Below are 17,431 nucleotides of genomic sequence, written 5' to 3'. Positions count from 1 at the left end.
GCTAGATGATCAAGCGACTTTGGGCCAAACGTGGCAAAGCGTCCTTGCCGCCGGTTCAACCGCAAATGCTCGAAAATGTGCCGGAACATATCGCCATTATTATGGATGGAAATGGAAGATGGGCCAAAAGACGTGGTTTGCCTCGGATGGCAGGTCATCACTCCGGGATGAAGACGGTAAAGCGAATCACCATGGCGGCCAATGCGATTGGCGTCAAATATTTGACCTTATACGCATTCTCTACGGAAAATTGGAAACGGCCAAAGGAAGAAGTGGATTATCTCATGAAGCTTCCCGAGCTGTTTCTGGAAATAGAACTTGATGAACTGATTCAAAACAACGTACAAGTCAGAATGATGGGGGATCGAAGTCTTCTTCCTCCCCATACCTTGAAAGCCGTGGAAGAAGCGGTAAGCAAAACGGTACATAATACCGGACTCGTTCTGAATTTTGCCTTGAATTATGGCAGTCGCAGCGAAATGCTCCTTGCGGTGAAGGCAATTGCGCGAGAGGTGCAAGAAGGCAGAAAGCGGATCGATGAGATCGATGAATCGTTGATGGATCATCATTTGCTGACAGGCGATATGCCCGATCCCGACTTGCTCATACGCACGAGCGGGGAGCTCAGGCTCAGCAATTTCATGCTGTGGCAGCTGGCGTACAGTGAATTATGGTTCACAGATGTCTATTGGCCTGCCTTTACGGAAGAGCATTTCCATGAAGCCGTTCAGGAATATCAGCGGCGAATTCGCCGCTACGGAGGAATATAGCAACACTAACGGAGTGTGACAGAGCATTGAGACAACGTTTGATTACAGGTGTATTGGCTGGGGCAATATTTTTCGCCATCACAATTGCTGGCGGTCCGTTATATACCCTATTGCTGGTTCTGCTCGCTATTATCGGTTTTTCTGAATATACACGCATGAACGGGGTCTCGCCTCTACAGCCCTCGGCGTTGCTTGGCTATTTGGGCGTGCTTTTATTCGTCTTGCCGTGGAGAGCGTGGGAAGTAGAATTTCCATCGGCGCTGACAATCGTTTGGACGCTTACCTTTGTGTTGCTTGCGCTAACGGTCGTATCTAAGAACAAAACAACAATAGACGGCGTTGCGTTGTTGCTTCTCGGCGCGATCTATGTCGGTTTTGGCTTCTCGGCCATGATTGCTGTTCGAGGCATTGAATCAGACGGTTTATTCTGGACGGCGCTGTCCTTTGGATGCATCTGGGCTTCGGATGTAGGCGCGTATTTCGCCGGCAGAGCTTTTGGCAGAAGGAAGATGTGGCCTTCCATATCTCCGAACAAAACGGTAGAAGGCGCGCTGGGCGGCGTGCTCTTGTCATTAATCGTTGCTGTGCTGTTTGCTGTTTTCTCGACGGATTTGATTCCGTTATGGAAAGCTTTGTTATTCGGATTGGTTGTCGCCATTGCGGGGCAATTCGGAGATCTGATCCAATCCGCTTACAAACGGATAAGAAACTTGAAGGATACGGGCACATTGCTGCCTGGACACGGAGGAGTTCTGGATCGTTGCGACAGCTGGCTTATCGTGTTTCCGCTGCTCATGGTGACAGATCTCGTTCCGATTTAGCGGATGATGGGGGAAGCGTCTTTGAAGAAAATATCATTATTAGGCTCAACAGGCTCGATAGGCACACAAACTCTGGATGTGGTCAAGCATCATCCGGAGCGCTTTCGAATCGTTGGGCTTTCTGCGGGTTCGAATGTAGATTTGCTGATTGAGCAAGCCAATGCTTTTAAACCCGCTGTTGTATGCTTATCCTCGAAGGAGCTTGCGGACTCGGCGAGACTGCATATGCCTGCGGGAACGACGGTCTTATTCGGTGAGGAAGGTTTGATCGAAACGGCAGCCGGCACAGATGCGGATACAGTCGTGACGGCCATTGTGGGGAGCCGTGGATTGTCAGCTACGCTTGCGGCGATTGAAGCTGGCAAATCGATTGGTCTCGCCAACAAAGAAACTTTGGTGACTGCAGGCCATATCGTCATGGAGCAGGCCAAGCGCAAAGGGGTTAAGATTCTGCCGATTGACAGCGAGCATTCGGCATTGTTCCAATGCATGAACGGCGAATCTCGTAAAGCGATTGGCAAGATTACGATTACGGCATCGGGCGGCTCCTTCCGTGATCATACCAGAGAGCAGTTACAGGGGGTTACGGTGCAAGAAGCGCTTAATCATCCGAATTGGTCAATGGGCGCCAAAATTACCATTGATTCCGCTACGATGGTTAACAAAGGCCTGGAAGTAATCGAAGCAAAATGGTTGTTCGATCTGTCCTATGATCAAATCGAGGTCGTCATTCATCCGGAGAGCATCATTCATTCCTTTGTGGAATTCGTGGATCACAGCATTATCGCTCAAATGGGCATGCCGGATATGCGAGTTCCCATTCAATATGCGTTAACCTATCCCGAACGCGATGAAACGCCTACCGAGCCGCTAAATCTTGCGAAGTTAGGAGCGTTGCGTTTCAGAGAGATGGACTATGATCGCTTTCCGGCTCTGCGTCTCGCTTTCGATTGCGGAAGGCTCGGACGCTCCGCTCCCGCTGTCTTCAACGCAGCTAACGAAATTGCCGTTGCGAGATTTTTAAAGGGCGAGATTGAATTCCTGGGCATCGAATCGATTCTGGAACGCGTCGTGTACGCTCATGAAGTCTGTGATATGAATGATTTGCAGACGATAGCGGAAGTGGATCAATGGGCGCGAAGGCTTGCCGGTTCCATCTAAGGACAGACTTGAATAACCTCTGGAAGCTAACGAGAAAGTGGTTCTCTTGTATCGCATAGGAGAATAATGATAATCTATGTACAGGCCGTAACGAACAGGGGGCATCACTTCTATGGGGACAATTCAGGTCGTTTTTATGACCGTGCTAGTGTTTTTTGTCATTGTGACCATCCATGAATGGGGGCACTATTTCTTTGCAAAGCGCGCAGGCATTCTCGTGCGGGAATTTGCAATCGGATTTGGTCCGAAATTATTCTCCGTCAAACGCGGGGAAACGAGATATACGCTTCGATTGATTCCGGCGGGCGGCTTCGTCCGCATGGCGGGCGAGGATCCCGAGCTTGTTGAGGTTCAGCCGGGGCAAACCGTAGCAGTGCGACTGAAGGATAATCTCATTACGCGCATTTATCTGGATCGGCTGGACGAGCGGACCGGAACGATTCGCGGCGAAGTAGAATCGCTTGATTTGGAGCATAAGCTCCAGATTTCCATGCTTGTCGAGGGAGAAGCGGAAACGTTTGCCGTTCATCCCCAAGCTCTTATCATTGCGAGAGGCAAAGAAACGCAAATCGCGCCGATCGACAGACATTTCGGCAGCAAAACGCTTCCTCAGCGCGCCATGGCTCTCTTCGCAGGACCGATGATGAACTTTATTCTCGCCTTCGTGCTGTTCGCCGCTTATATACAGATGGCTGGCGTAACGGAGAAGGTGCTGGTGAACACGGTTCAAAGCGGGATGCCCGCCGAGCAGGCTCAACTGCAGTCCGGCGATGTGATCGACAGCATTAACGGCGAGAAGATCGGCGCCGATTTCAATCGGATGATTGATATTATCGGCGCTTCGGCAGGAGTTCCGATTACGCTCAAAATCATTCGCGACGGCGCAGCCAAGCAATTGCAGATTACGCCGGTAGCGGATGACGCCGGGGTAGGGAAAATCGGCGTTACGCCGAAATACGAGACTCGTTCCGCGACGGTTGGCGAAACCATTACGAAATCGGCTTCTTTGATGAAGCAAATGACGGTTTATATTTTCCAAAGCTTCAAGATGCTTATTACGGGTCAATTCAAGCTTGACGATCTCGGCGGGCCTGTGCGCACAGCGGAAGTCACGAGCCAGATTGCCAAGCAAGGCTTCGTGCAGTTAACGTCTTGGACGGCGCTGCTAAGCCTGTACCTCGGCATATTTAACCTGCTGCCCGTGCCGGCGCTGGACGGAAGCCGGCTGCTGTTCCTTGGCGTTGAGGCCGTGAGGAGAAGACCTCTTGATCCGAATAAGGAGAGCATGGTGCATTTTATCGGTTTTGCGATGCTGATGCTGCTCATGCTGGTTGTCACCTATAACGATATATTGAGATTAGTAAGAGGGGAGTAATCAGTCGCTTATGTCGAAGGATAAAGGATTTGTTACGGAAATTACACCGCAAAGCGAAGATTTCTCGAAGTGGTATATCGATGTCATCAAGAAGGCGGAGCTGATGGATTATTCGCCGGTCCGCGGATGCATCGTGTTCCGCCCGGAGGGGTATGAGCTGTGGGAAAATATTCAGCGCGATTTAGACCGCCGTTTCAAGGAAACAGGTCATCGAAATGCCTACTTCCCGCTGTTCATCCCGGAGAGCTTCTTCCAGAAGGAGAAGGAGCATGTCGAAGGCTTTAATCCCGAATTGCCGTGGGTGACGGAGGCTGCGGGAGAAAAGCTGGAGGAGCGTCTGGCCATCCGTCCGACTTCGGAGACGATGATCGGACATATGTACGCGAAGTGGATTCAATCCTACCGCGACCTGCCATTGCTGATTAATCAATGGGCCAACGTTGTGCGCTGGGAGAAGCGGACGTTGCCATTCCTTAGAACAAGCGAATTCCTGTGGCAAGAAGGTCATACCGCGCATGAAACCGAAGAAGAGGCGCGCCAGGAAACGATGCAGATGCTGGACATCTATACGGATTTCGTGGAGAGCTTTCTTGCGATCCCGGTAATCAAAGGCGAGAAAACGCCTTCCGAGCGTTTTGCCGGAGCCGTGGATACTTATTCCATTGAAGCGATGATGAAGGACGGCCGGGCCGTACAGGCGGGAACCTCGCATTATCTCGGCAATAAATTCGCGATTGCGTTCGATATCAAATATCTGGATCGCGACAATTCACTTCAATTCGCGCATACAACCTCCTGGGGGGTCAGCACGCGATTGATCGGAGCGCTCATTATGGTGCATGGCGACGATCGCGGTTTGGCGCTTCCGCCGAAGATCGCTCCGACTCAGGTTGTCATGATTCCTATAGGTCCCGCCAAGCTGCGCGAGCAGGTCGTCGGCAGAGTGGACGAGCTGTATGCGGAGCTGAAGCAAGCGGGCGTTCGCGTTAAGGTCGATGATCGAACCGACGTGAGCCCCGGTTGGAAATTTAATGAATATGAGATGAGAGGCGTGCCGTTGCGACTTGAGCTTGGCCCTCGCGATATGGAGAACGGCGTCGTGGTTCTTGTGTCCAGGATTACGGGCGAAAAGCGCATCGTTCAGCAATCGGAGTTGATTGGGGAAGTTCAGCGCATGCTGGAGGAAACGCAAACGGAGATGTTCGAGAGAGCAAAACGTTTCCGGGACGACAATTCACGAGCGGTAGACACGCTGGACGAGATGAAGACGTCTATGGAAGAAAAACGCGGATTTATCGAGGCCGGATGGTGCGGCTCCTCCGCTTGCGAAAAGCAAGTCAAGGAAGAAACGGGGGCGACGAGCCGGAATATCCCGTTCGAGCCGCGAGTTCAGAAGCCGACTTGTCTTGTATGCGGCGACAAAGCCAACCACACCGTCGTATTCGCCCGCGCCTACTAATAAAAGTTCATTAGAGATTCGAAGTCGAATAAGCTTCTTGGGATGCTTCGTGATCAAAAGCGGACTTTTTGAGCAACTTCTATGGGGGAGGATTGACATGAACAAGGAGAAACGAGAACGGTTCGAGCTGTTGCTGAAGCAATCCGGACTGCCGCAAGAGATCATTCAATCTTATTTCGAGGATGGATACATCGATCAAGTTATCGTGAACAGCAATAATAGACAATGGACGTTTTGCATACGCAAAACGTCCATGGTTCCTTTTGGAGCCTATAACAGCTTATGTCAAGCGATTCGAACGACCTTTGATCATATTGCTGATACTTCCTTCATATTCGACTATGACGAAATCATCGAAACCGAAAATATCGTGCTGCAATATTGGCCTTTATTCCTCGATTGGGCGGGTCGCGAAATTGCTTCCGTCAACGGGTGGTTGCAGAAGGCGGGGGTGGAAGCGCAAGGAAAGGCAGTTCAACTAACCTTCCATGATGCTACCGGTCTGGAGCTGGCCAAAAAGAAGAGAATCGACGATGCGATCATTGCCTTTTTCCAGTCGCAGTTCAAGCGGGAGTGCACGGTAAAGATGCTCGCAGGGGAGAATAATCAAGAGGTATACGACCAGTTCATGCAGAAGATCGAGCAAGAGGAGCGCGAGGCTGTTCAGCAACTAATGGCGGATGCCATGGTGGAAGCGACCGAAGCGAGCGAGAACGGCGAAGAAGCGGTGCGTCTTGCCGTCGGCTACGATATTCGTGAAGAGGCTGTGCCGCTTATGAACATTCAGGATGAGGAGAAGAAGATTACGGTTCAAGGCGCCGTATTCGGTCTGGATGTGAAGGAGCTTCGAAACGGCAGTACCTTGTTCACCTTCAATGTGACGGATTTCACCGATTCTATCGCGATGAAGATGTTCGCCAAGACGAAGGAAGATGTGAAGATTCTATCGCAATTGGCTAATGGCAAGTGGGTCAAGGCGCGGGGGCGGATTGAATACGACCGCTTCATGCAGGAACCGGAGCTGGTGATGATGCCCAATGATCTGCATGAGGTGAAAGCGCCTGCTGAGCGAATGGACAAAGCGGAAGAGAAACGCGTTGAATTCCATTTGCATTCGACGATGAGCACGATGGATGCTGTCGCTCCAATTGGAGAGTATGTAAGAATGGCGGCAAAATGGGGGCATTCCGCGATTGCGGTGACGGATCACAGCAACGTGCAGTGCTATCCCGATGCCGTGAAAGCGGCGAAGAAGCATGGCGTGAAGGTGCTCTTCGGCGTGGAGGCGAATGTCGTGAACGATGCGGTTCCGATGGTGCTGAACTCACGTCCGCAATCGCTTGCGGAGTCGGCCTATATCGTATTTGATATCGAGACGACGGGCTTGTCGGTTATCAACAACAAAATTATCGAGCTTGCCGGCGTGAAGATGATTGACGGCAAAGAGGTGGATCGCTTCTCCACCTTCATTAATCCGCATGAGCCCATTCCGTATCATATTCAACAATTGACGAATATAAACGACGATATGGTGAGGGACGCTCCTGAGCTTGAACCCAAGCTGCGCGAATTCATCGATTTTATTGGAGACGATATTCTTGTTGCGCATAACGCGAGATTCGATATCGGCTTCATTCAAGCGAATTGCAAGGAAATCGGGCTTCCGGAGGTGAAGAATCCGGTTCTAGACACGCTGGAGCTGGCCAGATTTCTTCATCCCTCGCTGAAAAATCATCGATTGAACACGCTTGCCGCCAAATATAAGGTCAGTCTTGAAAACCATCATAGAGCGATCGATGATTCCATCGCCCTGGGCGGCGTGCTGTTCGGACTTATCAAGGATGCGGCCGAGCGTAAAATTGTGGATCTTCATCAATTAAATGATTATGTAGGGCTTGATTTATCCAATTCCAGACCGTTTCATTGCAATATCTACGCTTTAAACGCCATGGGCAAAAAAAATCTGTTCAAGCTGATTTCGTTGTCGCATACGGAATACTTCAAAAGGGTCGCGACCATTCCGAAGAGCAGGCTTACCGAGCTGCGAGACGGTCTGCTCGTCGTGTCAGGCTGCGAGAAGGGCGAGTTCTTCGAGACGGTGCTCAACAAATCGCATGAAGAAGCCGTCGATGTCGCAGAATTCTACGATGTGCTGGAAATTCAGCCGATCGATTTCTACATGCATCTGGTCGAGAAAGGTCTGGTCGGAAGCCGCGCCGAGATTGAAGGCGCGATGCGTCGGATTTGCGAAATCGGAGATGGGCTCGGCAAGCCGGTTATCGCCACGGGCAATGTGCACTATTTGAATCCGCGCGACAAGATGTATCGGGATATTACGATCCAAGGGATCACAGGCTTCAGTCCGCTCAAAGGCATGCGAAAGCCGGATGCTCATTTCCGCACAACGGACGAGATGCTGGAGGAATTCGCGTTTCTCGGCGAAGCGAGAGCGAAGGAAGTCGTCGTTACGAACACGAATTTGCTTGCCGAGAGATTCGAGAGCTATGATATGTTTCCGAAGGAGCTGTTCACGCCGAACATTGAAGGCGCTGACGAAGAAATTCGGGATACCTGCTACAATACAGCTAAATCGATGTATGGCGATGATTTGCCTCAAGTGGTCATTGATCGTTTGGAGAAGGAGCTTGTGCCGATTATTAAGTACAAATTCTCCGCCAACTATCTCATTTCGGAGAAACTGGTGAAGAAATCAAACCGTGACGGCTATCTCGTAGGTTCACGGGGCTCTGTTGGATCATCCGTCGTCGCTACGTTCCTTGGCATCTCCGAGGTTAATCCGCTGCCGGCGCATTATCTTTGCAAAAACCCGGAATGCAGGCATAGCGAATGGTTCCTCGACGGAAGCGTGCCGAGCGGCTTCGATTTGCCGGCGAAGATTTGTCCGAATTGCGGCAAAGCAATGAAGGGCGAAGGACAGGATATTCCGTTCGAAACCTTCCTTGGTTTCAAGGGCGACAAGGTTCCCGATATCGATCTCAACTTCTCCGGCGAATATCAGCCGATCGCGCATAATTTCACCAAGGAAATGTTCGGCGAGAAATGCGTGTACCGCGCGGGAACGATTGGCACGGTGGCGGAGAAGACCGCATACGGCTTTGCCAAGAAATACGAGGAGGAGCATGGCAAGAAATGGCGCGGAGCGGAGCTTGCGAGGCTTGCCAGCGGATGCACGGGCGTAAAGCGCAGCACCGGACAGCATCCGGGCGGAATTGTCGTTGTGCCGGATTATATCGAGGTCGAGGATGTGACGCCGGTTCAGTTCCCTGCGGACGACGTGAACGCGGAATGGAAAACGACGCATTTCGACTATCACGCCTTCGACGAGAATTTGCTCAAGCTCGATATTCTGGGTCATGATGATCCGACGATGATGCGGATGCTGCAGGATTTGACAGGAGTCGATCCGACGACCATTCCGATGAACGACCCGAAGGTTATGAGCATGTTCAACTCGACGGAGGCGCTTGAGGTGTCTCCCGAGAAAATCCGTTCCTCTGTTGCGACGTACGGCATACCGGAAATGGGCACGAAGTTCGTGCGTCAGATGCTTCAGGAGACGCAGCCGTCATCGTTCGCCGATCTTCTGCAAATTTCGGGTTTGTCGCATGGCACCGGCGTTTGGCTCGGCAATGCGCAAGAGTTGATCAAGAGCGGCACTTGCAATATCAAGACCGTTATCGGCTGCCGTGACGATATTATGCTCTATCTGATCTACAAGGCGGGAATGGATGCGGGGCTTGCCTTCAAAATTACGGAGAGCGTGAGGAAGGGCAAAGGTTTGACGCCGGAATGGATTGACGAGATGAAGCGCTGCAAGGTGCCGCAATGGTATATCGATTCCTGTCTTCGAATTGAATATATGTTTCCGAAGGCGCATGCCGCAGCCTATGTTATATCCGCCGTGCGGACCGCGTTTTTCAAGCTCTATTATCCGATTGAATATTATGCGACCTATTTCACGGTGCGGGCGGATGATTTCGAGCTGGAGCTGCTCTGTCAAGGCTATGACGCCATTGCGCGCAGATTGTCCGAGATTGAAGCGAAAGGCTTTCAGGCGCTGCCGAAGGAGAAGAACATGATCTCGCAGCTCGAAATGTCGCTGGAGATGACGGCGCGCGGCTTTTCGTTCAAGCCGGTAGATCTCTATCGATCCGACGCTTTGAAATTCCAGGTTGACGGCGCTTCATTGATTCCGCCGTTCGCGGCTATTGCCGGAATCGGCGACAATGCGGCGCGGAACATCGCAGCGGCCAGGGGCGACGGCGAATTTCTGTCGATTGAGGATTTCCAGATGAAATCCAAAGCGACCAAAACCATTGTTGAAGTGCTCGGGGGCATGGGTTGCTTCAGAGGCTTGCCGGAGTCGAATCAGCTTTCCTTGTTTTAGAAATCATTTCTTGTCACGTTTTTGCGATTATGTTATAATTTTTGTGGCAATGATGTGGATAGAATCTTTGATGCAGAAGAGTGGGGAAACCCACTCTTTGACTTTTGTATTCGGCAATTCCCCATTGCGCAGCATGAACTAGGAGGTCAATTCAATTTGAGCATATCCAAAATCAAATCCGTCATTGAGCCTATGGTAGTGCCCTTTCTCAATGAAAATGGCTTTGAGCTGGTCGATATTGAATACATCAAGGAAGGCAGCAATTGGTTCCTTCGCTTATTCGTTGACAAAGACGGAGGAATCGACATAGATGAATGCGGCCGCATCAGTGAATATGTGAGCGAGCAGCTTGACAAGAACGATCCGATCACAGGCGCTTACTTCCTTGAAGTATCATCGCCGGGAGCCGAGAGACCGCTGAAGAAGGCGGAGGATGTCCGCAAAGCGATCGGCAAGCATGTGTTTATTACCACTTATGAGCCGATCAGCGGCTCCAAAGAGTTTGAGGGCATGCTTACGGCGTTCGACGGCGAGAACGCTTCTGTTCGCATAGGCAAAAAAGAGGTTGAAATTCCATACGAGAAGGTCGCCAGCGCGCGTCTGGCCATCGTATTCTAGCGATGATGTTTTCATTTATGAGAGGGGGAGCGTATTTCCAATGAGTATGGATTTTATTGAAGCCTTGCAGGAGATCGAAAGAGACAAGGGTATCGCGAAGGATGTGCTTCTCGAAGCGATCGAGGCTGCTCTGATATCGAGCTACAAACGCAATTTCAACACGGCGCAGAATGTGCGCGTGGACATTAATCGCCATACCGGCGTCATCAAGGTGTATGCCCGCAAGACAGTCGTTGACGAGGTGCTGGATCCCAGACTGGAAATTTCGGTCGAGGCCTCAAGGGAAATCAATCCCCATTATCATATCGATGATATCGCGGAGATTGAGGTTACGCCTCGTGATTTCGGAAGAATCGCCGCGCAAACGGCGAAGCAGGTCGTTACCCAACGAATTCGCGAAGCCGAGCGCGGGTTGATCTACAACGCTTTTATCGACAAAGAGGAAGATATCGTGAACGGAATTGTGCAGCGTCAGGATACGAGAAACCTGTTCATTGATCTCGGCAAGGTGGAGGCGGTGCTGCCGCTTACCGAGCTGATGCCTACCGATAAATTCAAGCACGGGGATCGCGTGAAATCCTTCATTACGAAGGTGGAGAATACGACAAAAGGACCTCAAATCATTCTTTCCCGGACGCATCCCGGCTTGCTGAAACGTCTGTTCGAGCTGGAAGTGCCGGAAATTTATGACGGCGTCGTCGAAATTCGTTCCGTCGCTCGCGAGGCCGGTTTCCGCTCCAAGATCGCCGTGCATTCGCGCAACGACGAGGTGGATCCGGTAGGCTCTTGCGTAGGGCAGAAGGGCATGCGCGTGCAAACCATCGTCAGCGAGCTGAAGGGCGAGAAAATCGACATCGTGCGCTGGTCCGATAATGTGGAGGAATACGTAGCGAATGCGCTAAGTCCGTCGAAGGTGCTGGAGGTAATCGTATTCGAGCAGGAGAAGATGGCCAGAGTCATCGTTCCGGACTATCAATTGTCGCTTGCGATCGGTATCAAGGGGCAGAATGCCAGACTGGCGGCCAAGCTTACGGGCTGGAAAATCGATATCAAGAGCGAGACGCAGGCCGAGCAGGATTACGGCAGGCCGAAGACGGAATCCGTCGCTATGCATCAAGATTCGGTATCGATTGATTAGCCGCATGGACAGGAAAGCGGAGACCAGCAAATTTTATTCTGAGGAGGGTGTGCGTTGAAACCGAGAAAACTGCCGCTTCGCAAATGCGTTGCCTGTCAGGAAATGAAGCCGAAGAAGGAGCTGATCCGGGTTGTTCGGACACCGTCCGAGGAGATACAGATTGATCTTACCGGCAAGAAGGCGGGCAGGGGCGCTTATCTATGCGGCAATGTAAGCTGCTTTAAGCTCGCGAAGAAATCAAAAGCTCTGGATCGTGCATTGAAGCAAAGCGTCAGCGAGTCGATCTACGACAGCCTGGAGAACGAATTTATCGCCGTTCAGGACGAATTCATCGAAGCCAAGGAGTTGAAGGCCGATGAAGCCTGACAAAGCGCTGTCAAGCCTCGGCATGGCGATGCGGGCGGGAAAGCTTATTACCGGCGATGAAATTGTGCTGAAGGCGGTGCGCGGGCGGAAGGCCTCCCTGGTTATCGTCGCGGGCGATGCGTCTGACAATACAAAAAAAAAATTTCGAGATAAATGCGGCACCTACGGAATACAACTCGCTGAAGCATACGACAGGGAGCAGCTCGGCAGAGCGATCGGCAAGCCCGAGCGCGTTGTGCTGGCCGTTACGGATATGCAGTTCGGTAAAATAATTGGAAATCATCTGAGCCAAAATACGGAGGTGGATCTTAATTGACCAACAAACAAGAGAGCAAGGACAATAAAGACAAGCTTCGCGTATACGAATACGCGAAATCGTTGAATATGAGCAGCAAAGAAATCATAACAATCCTGAAAAGGTTGAATCTTCCCGTTAACAATCACATGAGCGTGATGGAGAACGAGATGGTAAATAAAGTGGAAGGCTTCTTCCGCGAAATCAAATCAAACGCCGCCGCCAAGCGAGCGCAAGAAAGCGGAGGCGGAGCATCCGTCGCCGCTTCGACTCAATCGGCCAAGCGTCCGCAAGCCCAAGCGCCAAACCAAAATTCCACGCAAGACAGACAGGGGACAATGAATTCTATTAATACGACAACACAACAACCAACAGAACAAAGACGCGAACAAAGACCGCAACAATCAAATCGATCTGGAGGCGGAGGTCAAGGATCGAGCCAGAATGCGAGTCAAGGACATTCAAACCGCCAATCAAACCCAGGACAAAACAACCGGCCATCCTCGAGCGGTCAAGGCAACCGTCCGAGCGGCGGTCAAGGCGGCAACCGCGGAGGAAGTGGCCAGGGCGGCAATCGGCAAGGTCAATCCGGTTATTCAAGCGGTTCAGGCAATCGTTCTGGAAACGGCTCGAACCAGGGCGGCGGCAATCGCTCATCAGCTCCGGGAGGCAATCAGAACCGCAGCGCAGGTCAAGGCGGATCCGGTAACCGGGCTCCTCAGGGAGGCGGCCAAGGACGCAGCTTTGATTCCAAGCCGGCCCCGGCGAGAGGTGCATCAGAGGATCGTTTCGCAAGAAGCGAGAAGCCGAGACAGAACAGCAATCACGGCAATCAGAACCAAAGACGCTTCGACGACGGGCGTCCGGGCGGATTTAACCGCGGCAATAATCGTGGAGGAAAGGGTCGCGGAGGGCGCAACCAACAGCAAAATCAGCCGCCGCGCGAGAAAATCGACAATACGCCGAAGAAAATTATTGTCCGCGGAACGATGACCGTGGGCGATCTGGCCAAGCTGCTTCATAAGGATGCGTCCGAAGTCATTAAGAAGCTTTTGTTCCTGGGCGTCATGGCTACCATTAATCAAGAAATCGACATGGACGCGATCATGCTGATGGCAAGCGAATACGGCGTGGAAGTAGAAGTGAAAATTCCGGTGGAGGAGGATTCCTTCGAAACGGTCGAAGAAACCGACGAAGAAGAATCTCTTGAAGTTCGTCCGCCGGTCGTGACCATTATGGGGCATGTCGACCACGGGAAGACGACGCTTCTAGACGCGATTCGCAAAACGAATGTAACAGGCGGAGAAGCTGGAGGCATTACGCAGCATATCGGCGCTTATCAAGTGGAGATCAATCACAAGAAGATTACATTCCTGGATACGCCGGGCCATGAGGCGTTCACGCTGATGCGCGCCCGCGGCGCTCAGGTCACCGATATAACGATTATCGTGGTCGCGGCCGACGACGGCATTATGCCGCAAACGGTTGAAGCGATCAATCATGCGAAGGCTGCGGGAGTTCCGATCATTGTTGCAGTGAACAAGATCGACAAGCCGGAAGCGAATGTAGATAAGATTAAGCAAGAAATGACCGAGTATGAGCTTGTACCCGAGGAGTGGGGCGGCGATACGATCTTCGTAGAGCTCTCCGCGAAACAGCGTATTAATATTGAAGGCTTGCTCGAGATGATCTTGCTCGTATCCGAAGTGAACGAATTCAAAGCCAATCCGAACAAGCGCGCCCGTGCAACGGTTATCGAGGCTGAGCTCGACAAGGGCAAAGGTCCGGTTGCGCGCATCCTGGTGCAGCACGGTACGCTCAAAATCGGCGACGCGTTCGTAGCCGGCAATTGCTTCGGCCGCGTAAGAGCGATGGTCAACGACAAAGGCCGCCGTATGAAGGAAGCGGGACCATCGACGCCAGTGGAGATTACGGGTCTGACAGAGGTTCCTTTGGCGGGCGATCCGTTCATGGTGTTCGAGGATGAGCGCAAAGCGCGGGCAATCGCCGAGCGTCGTTCCATCAAGCATCGTCAATCCGAGATGGGAGCGAACACCCGCGTTACGCTGGATGATCTGTATACGCATATTAAGGATGGAGAGATCAAAGATCTCAATGTCATTCTGAAGGCGGATGTTCAAGGCTCGGCTGAGGCGCTTAAAGGATCGCTTGCGAAGATCGACATTGAAGGCGTGCGCGTCAAAATTATTCATAACGGCGTCGGCGCCATTACGGAATCCGATATTATCCTCGCATCGGCTTCGAATGCGATCGTAATCGGCTTTAACGTTCGTCCAGATCCGCAAGCGGAAGCGACGATCGCGCAAGAACAGGTAGACGTGCGCATGCATCGCGTCATCTACAACGTTATTGATGAGATCGAGCAAGCGATGAAGGGCATGCTGGATCCGATCTTCAAAGAAGCGGTTATCGGTCATGCCGAGGTTCGCAACGTATTCAAAGTGACCAAGGTTGGCGCTATTGCCGGCTGTATGGTTACAGACGGCAAGATTACCCGCTCGGCGGAAGCGCGACTCATTCGCGGCGGCATCGTCGTCTATACAGGCAAGATCGATTCTCTGAAGCGCTTCAAGGACGACGCCAAGGAAGTGGCGCAAGGCTACGAATGCGGTATAACTCTGGAACGTTTCAGCGATATTAAAGAAGGAGACGTTATCGAAGCGTTCGTGATGGAAACGGTAGAGAGGTGATCCCATATGGCTAAAATTCGCGTAGGTCGAGTAAGCGAACAAATAAAGAAAGAGCTTAGTCAGATTATACAGACCGAGCTGAAGGACCCGCGCCTTGGTTTTATTACAGTGACCGGCGTGGAAACGACAAGCGATTTGTCGCAAGCCAAAGTTTATCTGAGCGTGCTGGGCAGCGATGAACAGCGAGAAGATTCACTTAAGGCGCTGGACAGCGCGACAGGCTTTCTGCGGTCGGAGCTTGGCAAGCGCATGAAGCTTCGTCATACGCCCGTACTGGTGTTCAAGTTTGACAGCAGCATCGAATACGGAAGCCGAATCGAATCACTTATCGACGATCTGAATCGCGGGAATGAATCGAAATGACGGCGGATGATTATAGATTGAAACTGGATGAGGCATTGGTTTTCATGAAGGACCATGCCTCATTCCTTGTTGTGTCGCATGTTCAGCCGGATGGCGATGCTATCAGCTCTACGGTTGTGACAGCTTGGCTGCTGAACGAATTAGGTAAATCTTATACGATGGTGAACGAAAGCGAGCTTCCAGGCAGAATGCAATATCTCTATCAATACGAAGCTATTCATTCTTTGAAATCATCCCCCTTGGAAGGTACCTATGATGCTGTAATCGCTGTGGATTGCGCGGATTTCCGCAGAATCGGGCAAGCTTCATCCTATTTTGCCGCAGACGCAAAGCTGTTGAATATCGATCATCATCCCACGAATAATGGATTTGGCGCTGTGAATGTCATCAAGCCCGACGCGGCGGCTACGGTCGAAATTCTGTACGATTTGATTTTGGCTGCAGGACTGAAACCGGATTTGAATTGCGCGACTGCGATTTATACCGGGCTCTTGACCGATACAGGAGGTTTCCGTTACTCCAATACAACGCCTCGCGTGATGCAAGCCGCAGCCGATATGCTGGCAACCGGCGTTCAAGGAAGCTGGATTGCCGATCAACTGCTAGAGAAGATGTCCATTGCCAAGCTTAAGCTGCTTCAATCAACGCTTGGCCGTTTGCAATTCTCGGACGATTTCACGATCGGCTGGCTGTATATCACAAAGGATGATTTGAAAGACTGCGGCGCTGTTTCCGAAGATATAGAAGGGATTGTCAATTATGCGCTCAATATTGACAGCGTGGAGATTGGCATTCTGTTCAAGGAAACGGCAGACGGCGGAGTGAAGGCGAGCTTGCGCTCAGCGGGCAAAGCGGATGTCGCCGCAATCGCTCAGAAATTCGGGGGCGGGGGACATGTGCGCGCTTCAGGCTGCAGACTGGAAGGCTCGCTTCAAGATACGATGCCGAAGCTGATCTCCGAAGCAGGAAAGGCGTTGGTCTAGCCATGGACGGCATATTGGCAGTATGGAAGCCGGAGGGCTGGACCTCGCATGATGTTGTAGCGAAGGTAAGAAGAGTTTTGCGCATGAAGAGAATTGGACATACGGGAACGCTTGATCCCATGGTGACCGGCGTTTTGCCGTTATGTCTGGGCCGGGCTACGCGTGTTGTGGAATATGTGCAAGAAAGACCGAAAGCGTACGAAGCTGTGCTTAAGCTCGGCATCGCGACCGATACCGAGGATATGACCGGCGAGGTTATAGAAACCAAAGCTGTCGAGGAACTGACGCTCGGACAGGTCGAGGCCGCGCTTCAGCAATTTATCGGAAGCATAGATCAAGTGCCTCCCATGTACTCGGCTGTAAAGGTGAACGGAAAGAGACTTTACGAGCTTGCCAGAGAAGGCAAGACGATCGAAAGAAAGTCACGTCAAGTAACCATTCATGAGCTGAAGCTGATGCATGCAAAGCTCGATTCGCCGCAGCCGGAAATTACATTCAGAGCGGTTTGCTCCAAAGGAACCTATATCCGGACATTATGCGTGGATATCGGTAAAGCGTTAGGCGTTCCGGCTGCGATGGCGAAGCTGACCCGCACGATGTCTGGCGGAATAACGGCGGATGCTTGTTTGACGCTTGACGATATCGAGCGTCTCAGCGAATCCGGCGAACTGCAGGAGCATGTGATGGCGCCTGATGATGCTTTATCCTACATGAATAAGGCGGAAGCGGAAGACGCTCTTGCCAAGCAAGCGCTGCAAGGGCGGAAAATTCCGCTGCATAAGCTTCGCCTGGCGAAGGGCGAATGGAAGCAGGATGAGCTTCTCAGGCTGTACGATCAATCGGAAAGCTTTATAGGCATCTATCAATCCGATGTTGAGGCGGCGCTGCTCGTCCCGGTCAAGGTTTTTTCTTAAATTGCCAATCTCTTAAACAAAGCTAATGAAGGAATGCAGGTGTGTCATT

At 51.7% G+C, this 17,431-nt stretch carries 14 protein-coding genes; all 14 read left to right on the top strand.

Annotation, left to right across the window (positions count from 1 at the left end; genetic code table 11):
- Window positions 1-5: 5 nt before the first annotated feature.
- The 14 genes from HFP08_RS19180 to truB all read left to right on the top strand — a co-directional run bounded on the left by HFP08_RS19180 (window position 6) and on the right by truB (window position 17,382).
- Window positions 6-770: an isoprenyl transferase gene (locus HFP08_RS19180; RefSeq protein ID WP_168122221.1), complete on the top strand. Its 765-nt coding sequence runs from the start codon at window positions 6-8 to the stop codon at window positions 768-770.
- Between the two features lie 26 nt (window positions 771-796).
- Window positions 797-1,591 (top strand): phosphatidate cytidylyltransferase, encoded by a 795-nt coding sequence (locus HFP08_RS19175; RefSeq protein WP_168122220.1) that lies wholly within the window; start codon window positions 797-799, stop codon window positions 1,589-1,591.
- A 21-nt stretch (window positions 1,592-1,612) separates the two neighbouring features.
- Window positions 1,613-2,752: a 1-deoxy-D-xylulose-5-phosphate reductoisomerase gene (locus tag HFP08_RS19170; RefSeq protein WP_206109290.1), complete on the top strand. Its 1,140-nt coding sequence runs from the start codon at window positions 1,613-1,615 to the stop codon at window positions 2,750-2,752.
- Between the two features lie 112 nt (window positions 2,753-2,864).
- A complete protein-coding gene (gene rseP, locus HFP08_RS19165) occupies window positions 2,865-4,127 on the top strand; it encodes an RIP metalloprotease RseP (RefSeq protein WP_168122218.1) in 1,263 nt (420 codons plus the stop codon).
- A 10-nt stretch (window positions 4,128-4,137) separates the two neighbouring features.
- Entirely contained in the window at window positions 4,138-5,586 is a 1,449-nt protein-coding gene (proS, locus tag HFP08_RS19160; RefSeq protein ID WP_168122217.1) for a proline--tRNA ligase, read from the top strand.
- A 97-nt stretch (window positions 5,587-5,683) separates the two neighbouring features.
- Window positions 5,684-9,994 carry a PolC-type DNA polymerase III gene (locus HFP08_RS19155; RefSeq protein ID WP_168122216.1) on the top strand — a complete coding sequence of 1,437 codons (4,311 nt, stop codon included), beginning with the start codon at window positions 5,684-5,686 and terminating at the stop codon, window positions 9,992-9,994.
- 156 nt (window positions 9,995-10,150) lie between these two features.
- A complete protein-coding gene (rimP, locus tag HFP08_RS19150) occupies window positions 10,151-10,612 on the top strand; it encodes a ribosome maturation factor RimP (protein WP_168122215.1) in 462 nt (153 codons plus the stop codon).
- Window positions 10,613-10,652: 40 nt separating this feature from the next.
- Window positions 10,653-11,750 carry a transcription termination factor NusA gene (gene nusA / locus HFP08_RS19145; protein ID WP_168122214.1) on the top strand — a complete coding sequence of 366 codons (1,098 nt, stop codon included), beginning with the start codon at window positions 10,653-10,655 and terminating at the stop codon, window positions 11,748-11,750.
- 54 nt (window positions 11,751-11,804) lie between these two features.
- Window positions 11,805-12,116 (top strand): RNase P modulator RnpM, encoded by a 312-nt coding sequence (gene rnpM / locus HFP08_RS19140; RefSeq protein WP_168122213.1) that lies wholly within the window; start codon window positions 11,805-11,807, stop codon window positions 12,114-12,116.
- Complete coding sequence (locus HFP08_RS19135) at window positions 12,106-12,432, top strand: L7Ae/L30e/S12e/Gadd45 family ribosomal protein (protein ID WP_168122212.1); 327 nt, start codon at window positions 12,106-12,108, stop codon at window positions 12,430-12,432. Before rnpM ends, HFP08_RS19135 begins: the two co-directional genes overlap by 11 nt.
- A 68-nt stretch (window positions 12,433-12,500) precedes the next feature.
- On the top strand, window positions 12,501-15,122 hold the full coding sequence (infB, locus tag HFP08_RS19130; RefSeq protein WP_481856587.1) for a translation initiation factor IF-2: 2,622 nt from the start codon (window positions 12,501-12,503) through the stop codon (window positions 15,120-15,122).
- Between the two features lie 6 nt (window positions 15,123-15,128).
- A complete protein-coding gene (gene rbfA, locus HFP08_RS19125) occupies window positions 15,129-15,485 on the top strand; it encodes a 30S ribosome-binding factor RbfA (protein ID WP_168122210.1) in 357 nt (118 codons plus the stop codon).
- Window positions 15,486-15,529: 44 nt separating this feature from the next.
- A complete protein-coding gene (locus tag HFP08_RS19120) occupies window positions 15,530-16,468 on the top strand; it encodes a DHH family phosphoesterase (protein WP_240941592.1) in 939 nt (312 codons plus the stop codon).
- Window positions 16,469-16,470: 2 nt separating this feature from the next.
- Complete coding sequence (truB, locus tag HFP08_RS19115; RefSeq protein ID WP_168122208.1) at window positions 16,471-17,382, top strand: tRNA pseudouridine(55) synthase TruB; 912 nt, start codon at window positions 16,471-16,473, stop codon at window positions 17,380-17,382.
- Window positions 17,383-17,431 lie beyond the last annotated feature (49 nt).

The sequence above is a fragment of the Paenibacillus sp. HB172176 genome, assembly GCF_011947265.1.
In the GTDB taxonomy this organism is placed as follows: Bacteria; Bacillota; Bacilli; order Paenibacillales; family Paenibacillaceae; genus Pristimantibacillus.
This window is presented reverse-complemented; position numbering and strand designations above follow the sequence as displayed.

Coding starts and splice junctions, on each gene's coding strand:
- HFP08_RS19120 (WP_240941592.1), top strand. CDS start 15,530: ATGAAGGACCATGCCTCATTCCTTGTTGTGTCGCATGTTCAGCCGGAT.
- truB (WP_168122208.1), top strand. CDS start 16,471: ATGGACGGCATATTGGCAGTATGGAAGCCGGAGGGCTGGACCTCGCAT.
- rseP (WP_168122218.1), top strand. CDS start 2,865: ATGGGGACAATTCAGGTCGTTTTTATGACCGTGCTAGTGTTTTTTGTC.
- HFP08_RS19135 (WP_168122212.1), top strand. CDS start 12,106: ATGAAGCCTGACAAAGCGCTGTCAAGCCTCGGCATGGCGATGCGGGCG.
- HFP08_RS19155 (WP_168122216.1), top strand. CDS start 5,684: ATGAACAAGGAGAAACGAGAACGGTTCGAGCTGTTGCTGAAGCAATCC.
- infB (WP_481856587.1), top strand. CDS start 12,501: ATGAGCAGCAAAGAAATCATAACAATCCTGAAAAGGTTGAATCTTCCC.
- proS (WP_168122217.1), top strand. CDS start 4,138: ATGTCGAAGGATAAAGGATTTGTTACGGAAATTACACCGCAAAGCGAA.
- HFP08_RS19180 (WP_168122221.1), top strand. CDS start 6: ATGATCAAGCGACTTTGGGCCAAACGTGGCAAAGCGTCCTTGCCGCCG.
- rbfA (WP_168122210.1), top strand. CDS start 15,129: ATGGCTAAAATTCGCGTAGGTCGAGTAAGCGAACAAATAAAGAAAGAG.
- nusA (WP_168122214.1), top strand. CDS start 10,653: ATGAGTATGGATTTTATTGAAGCCTTGCAGGAGATCGAAAGAGACAAG.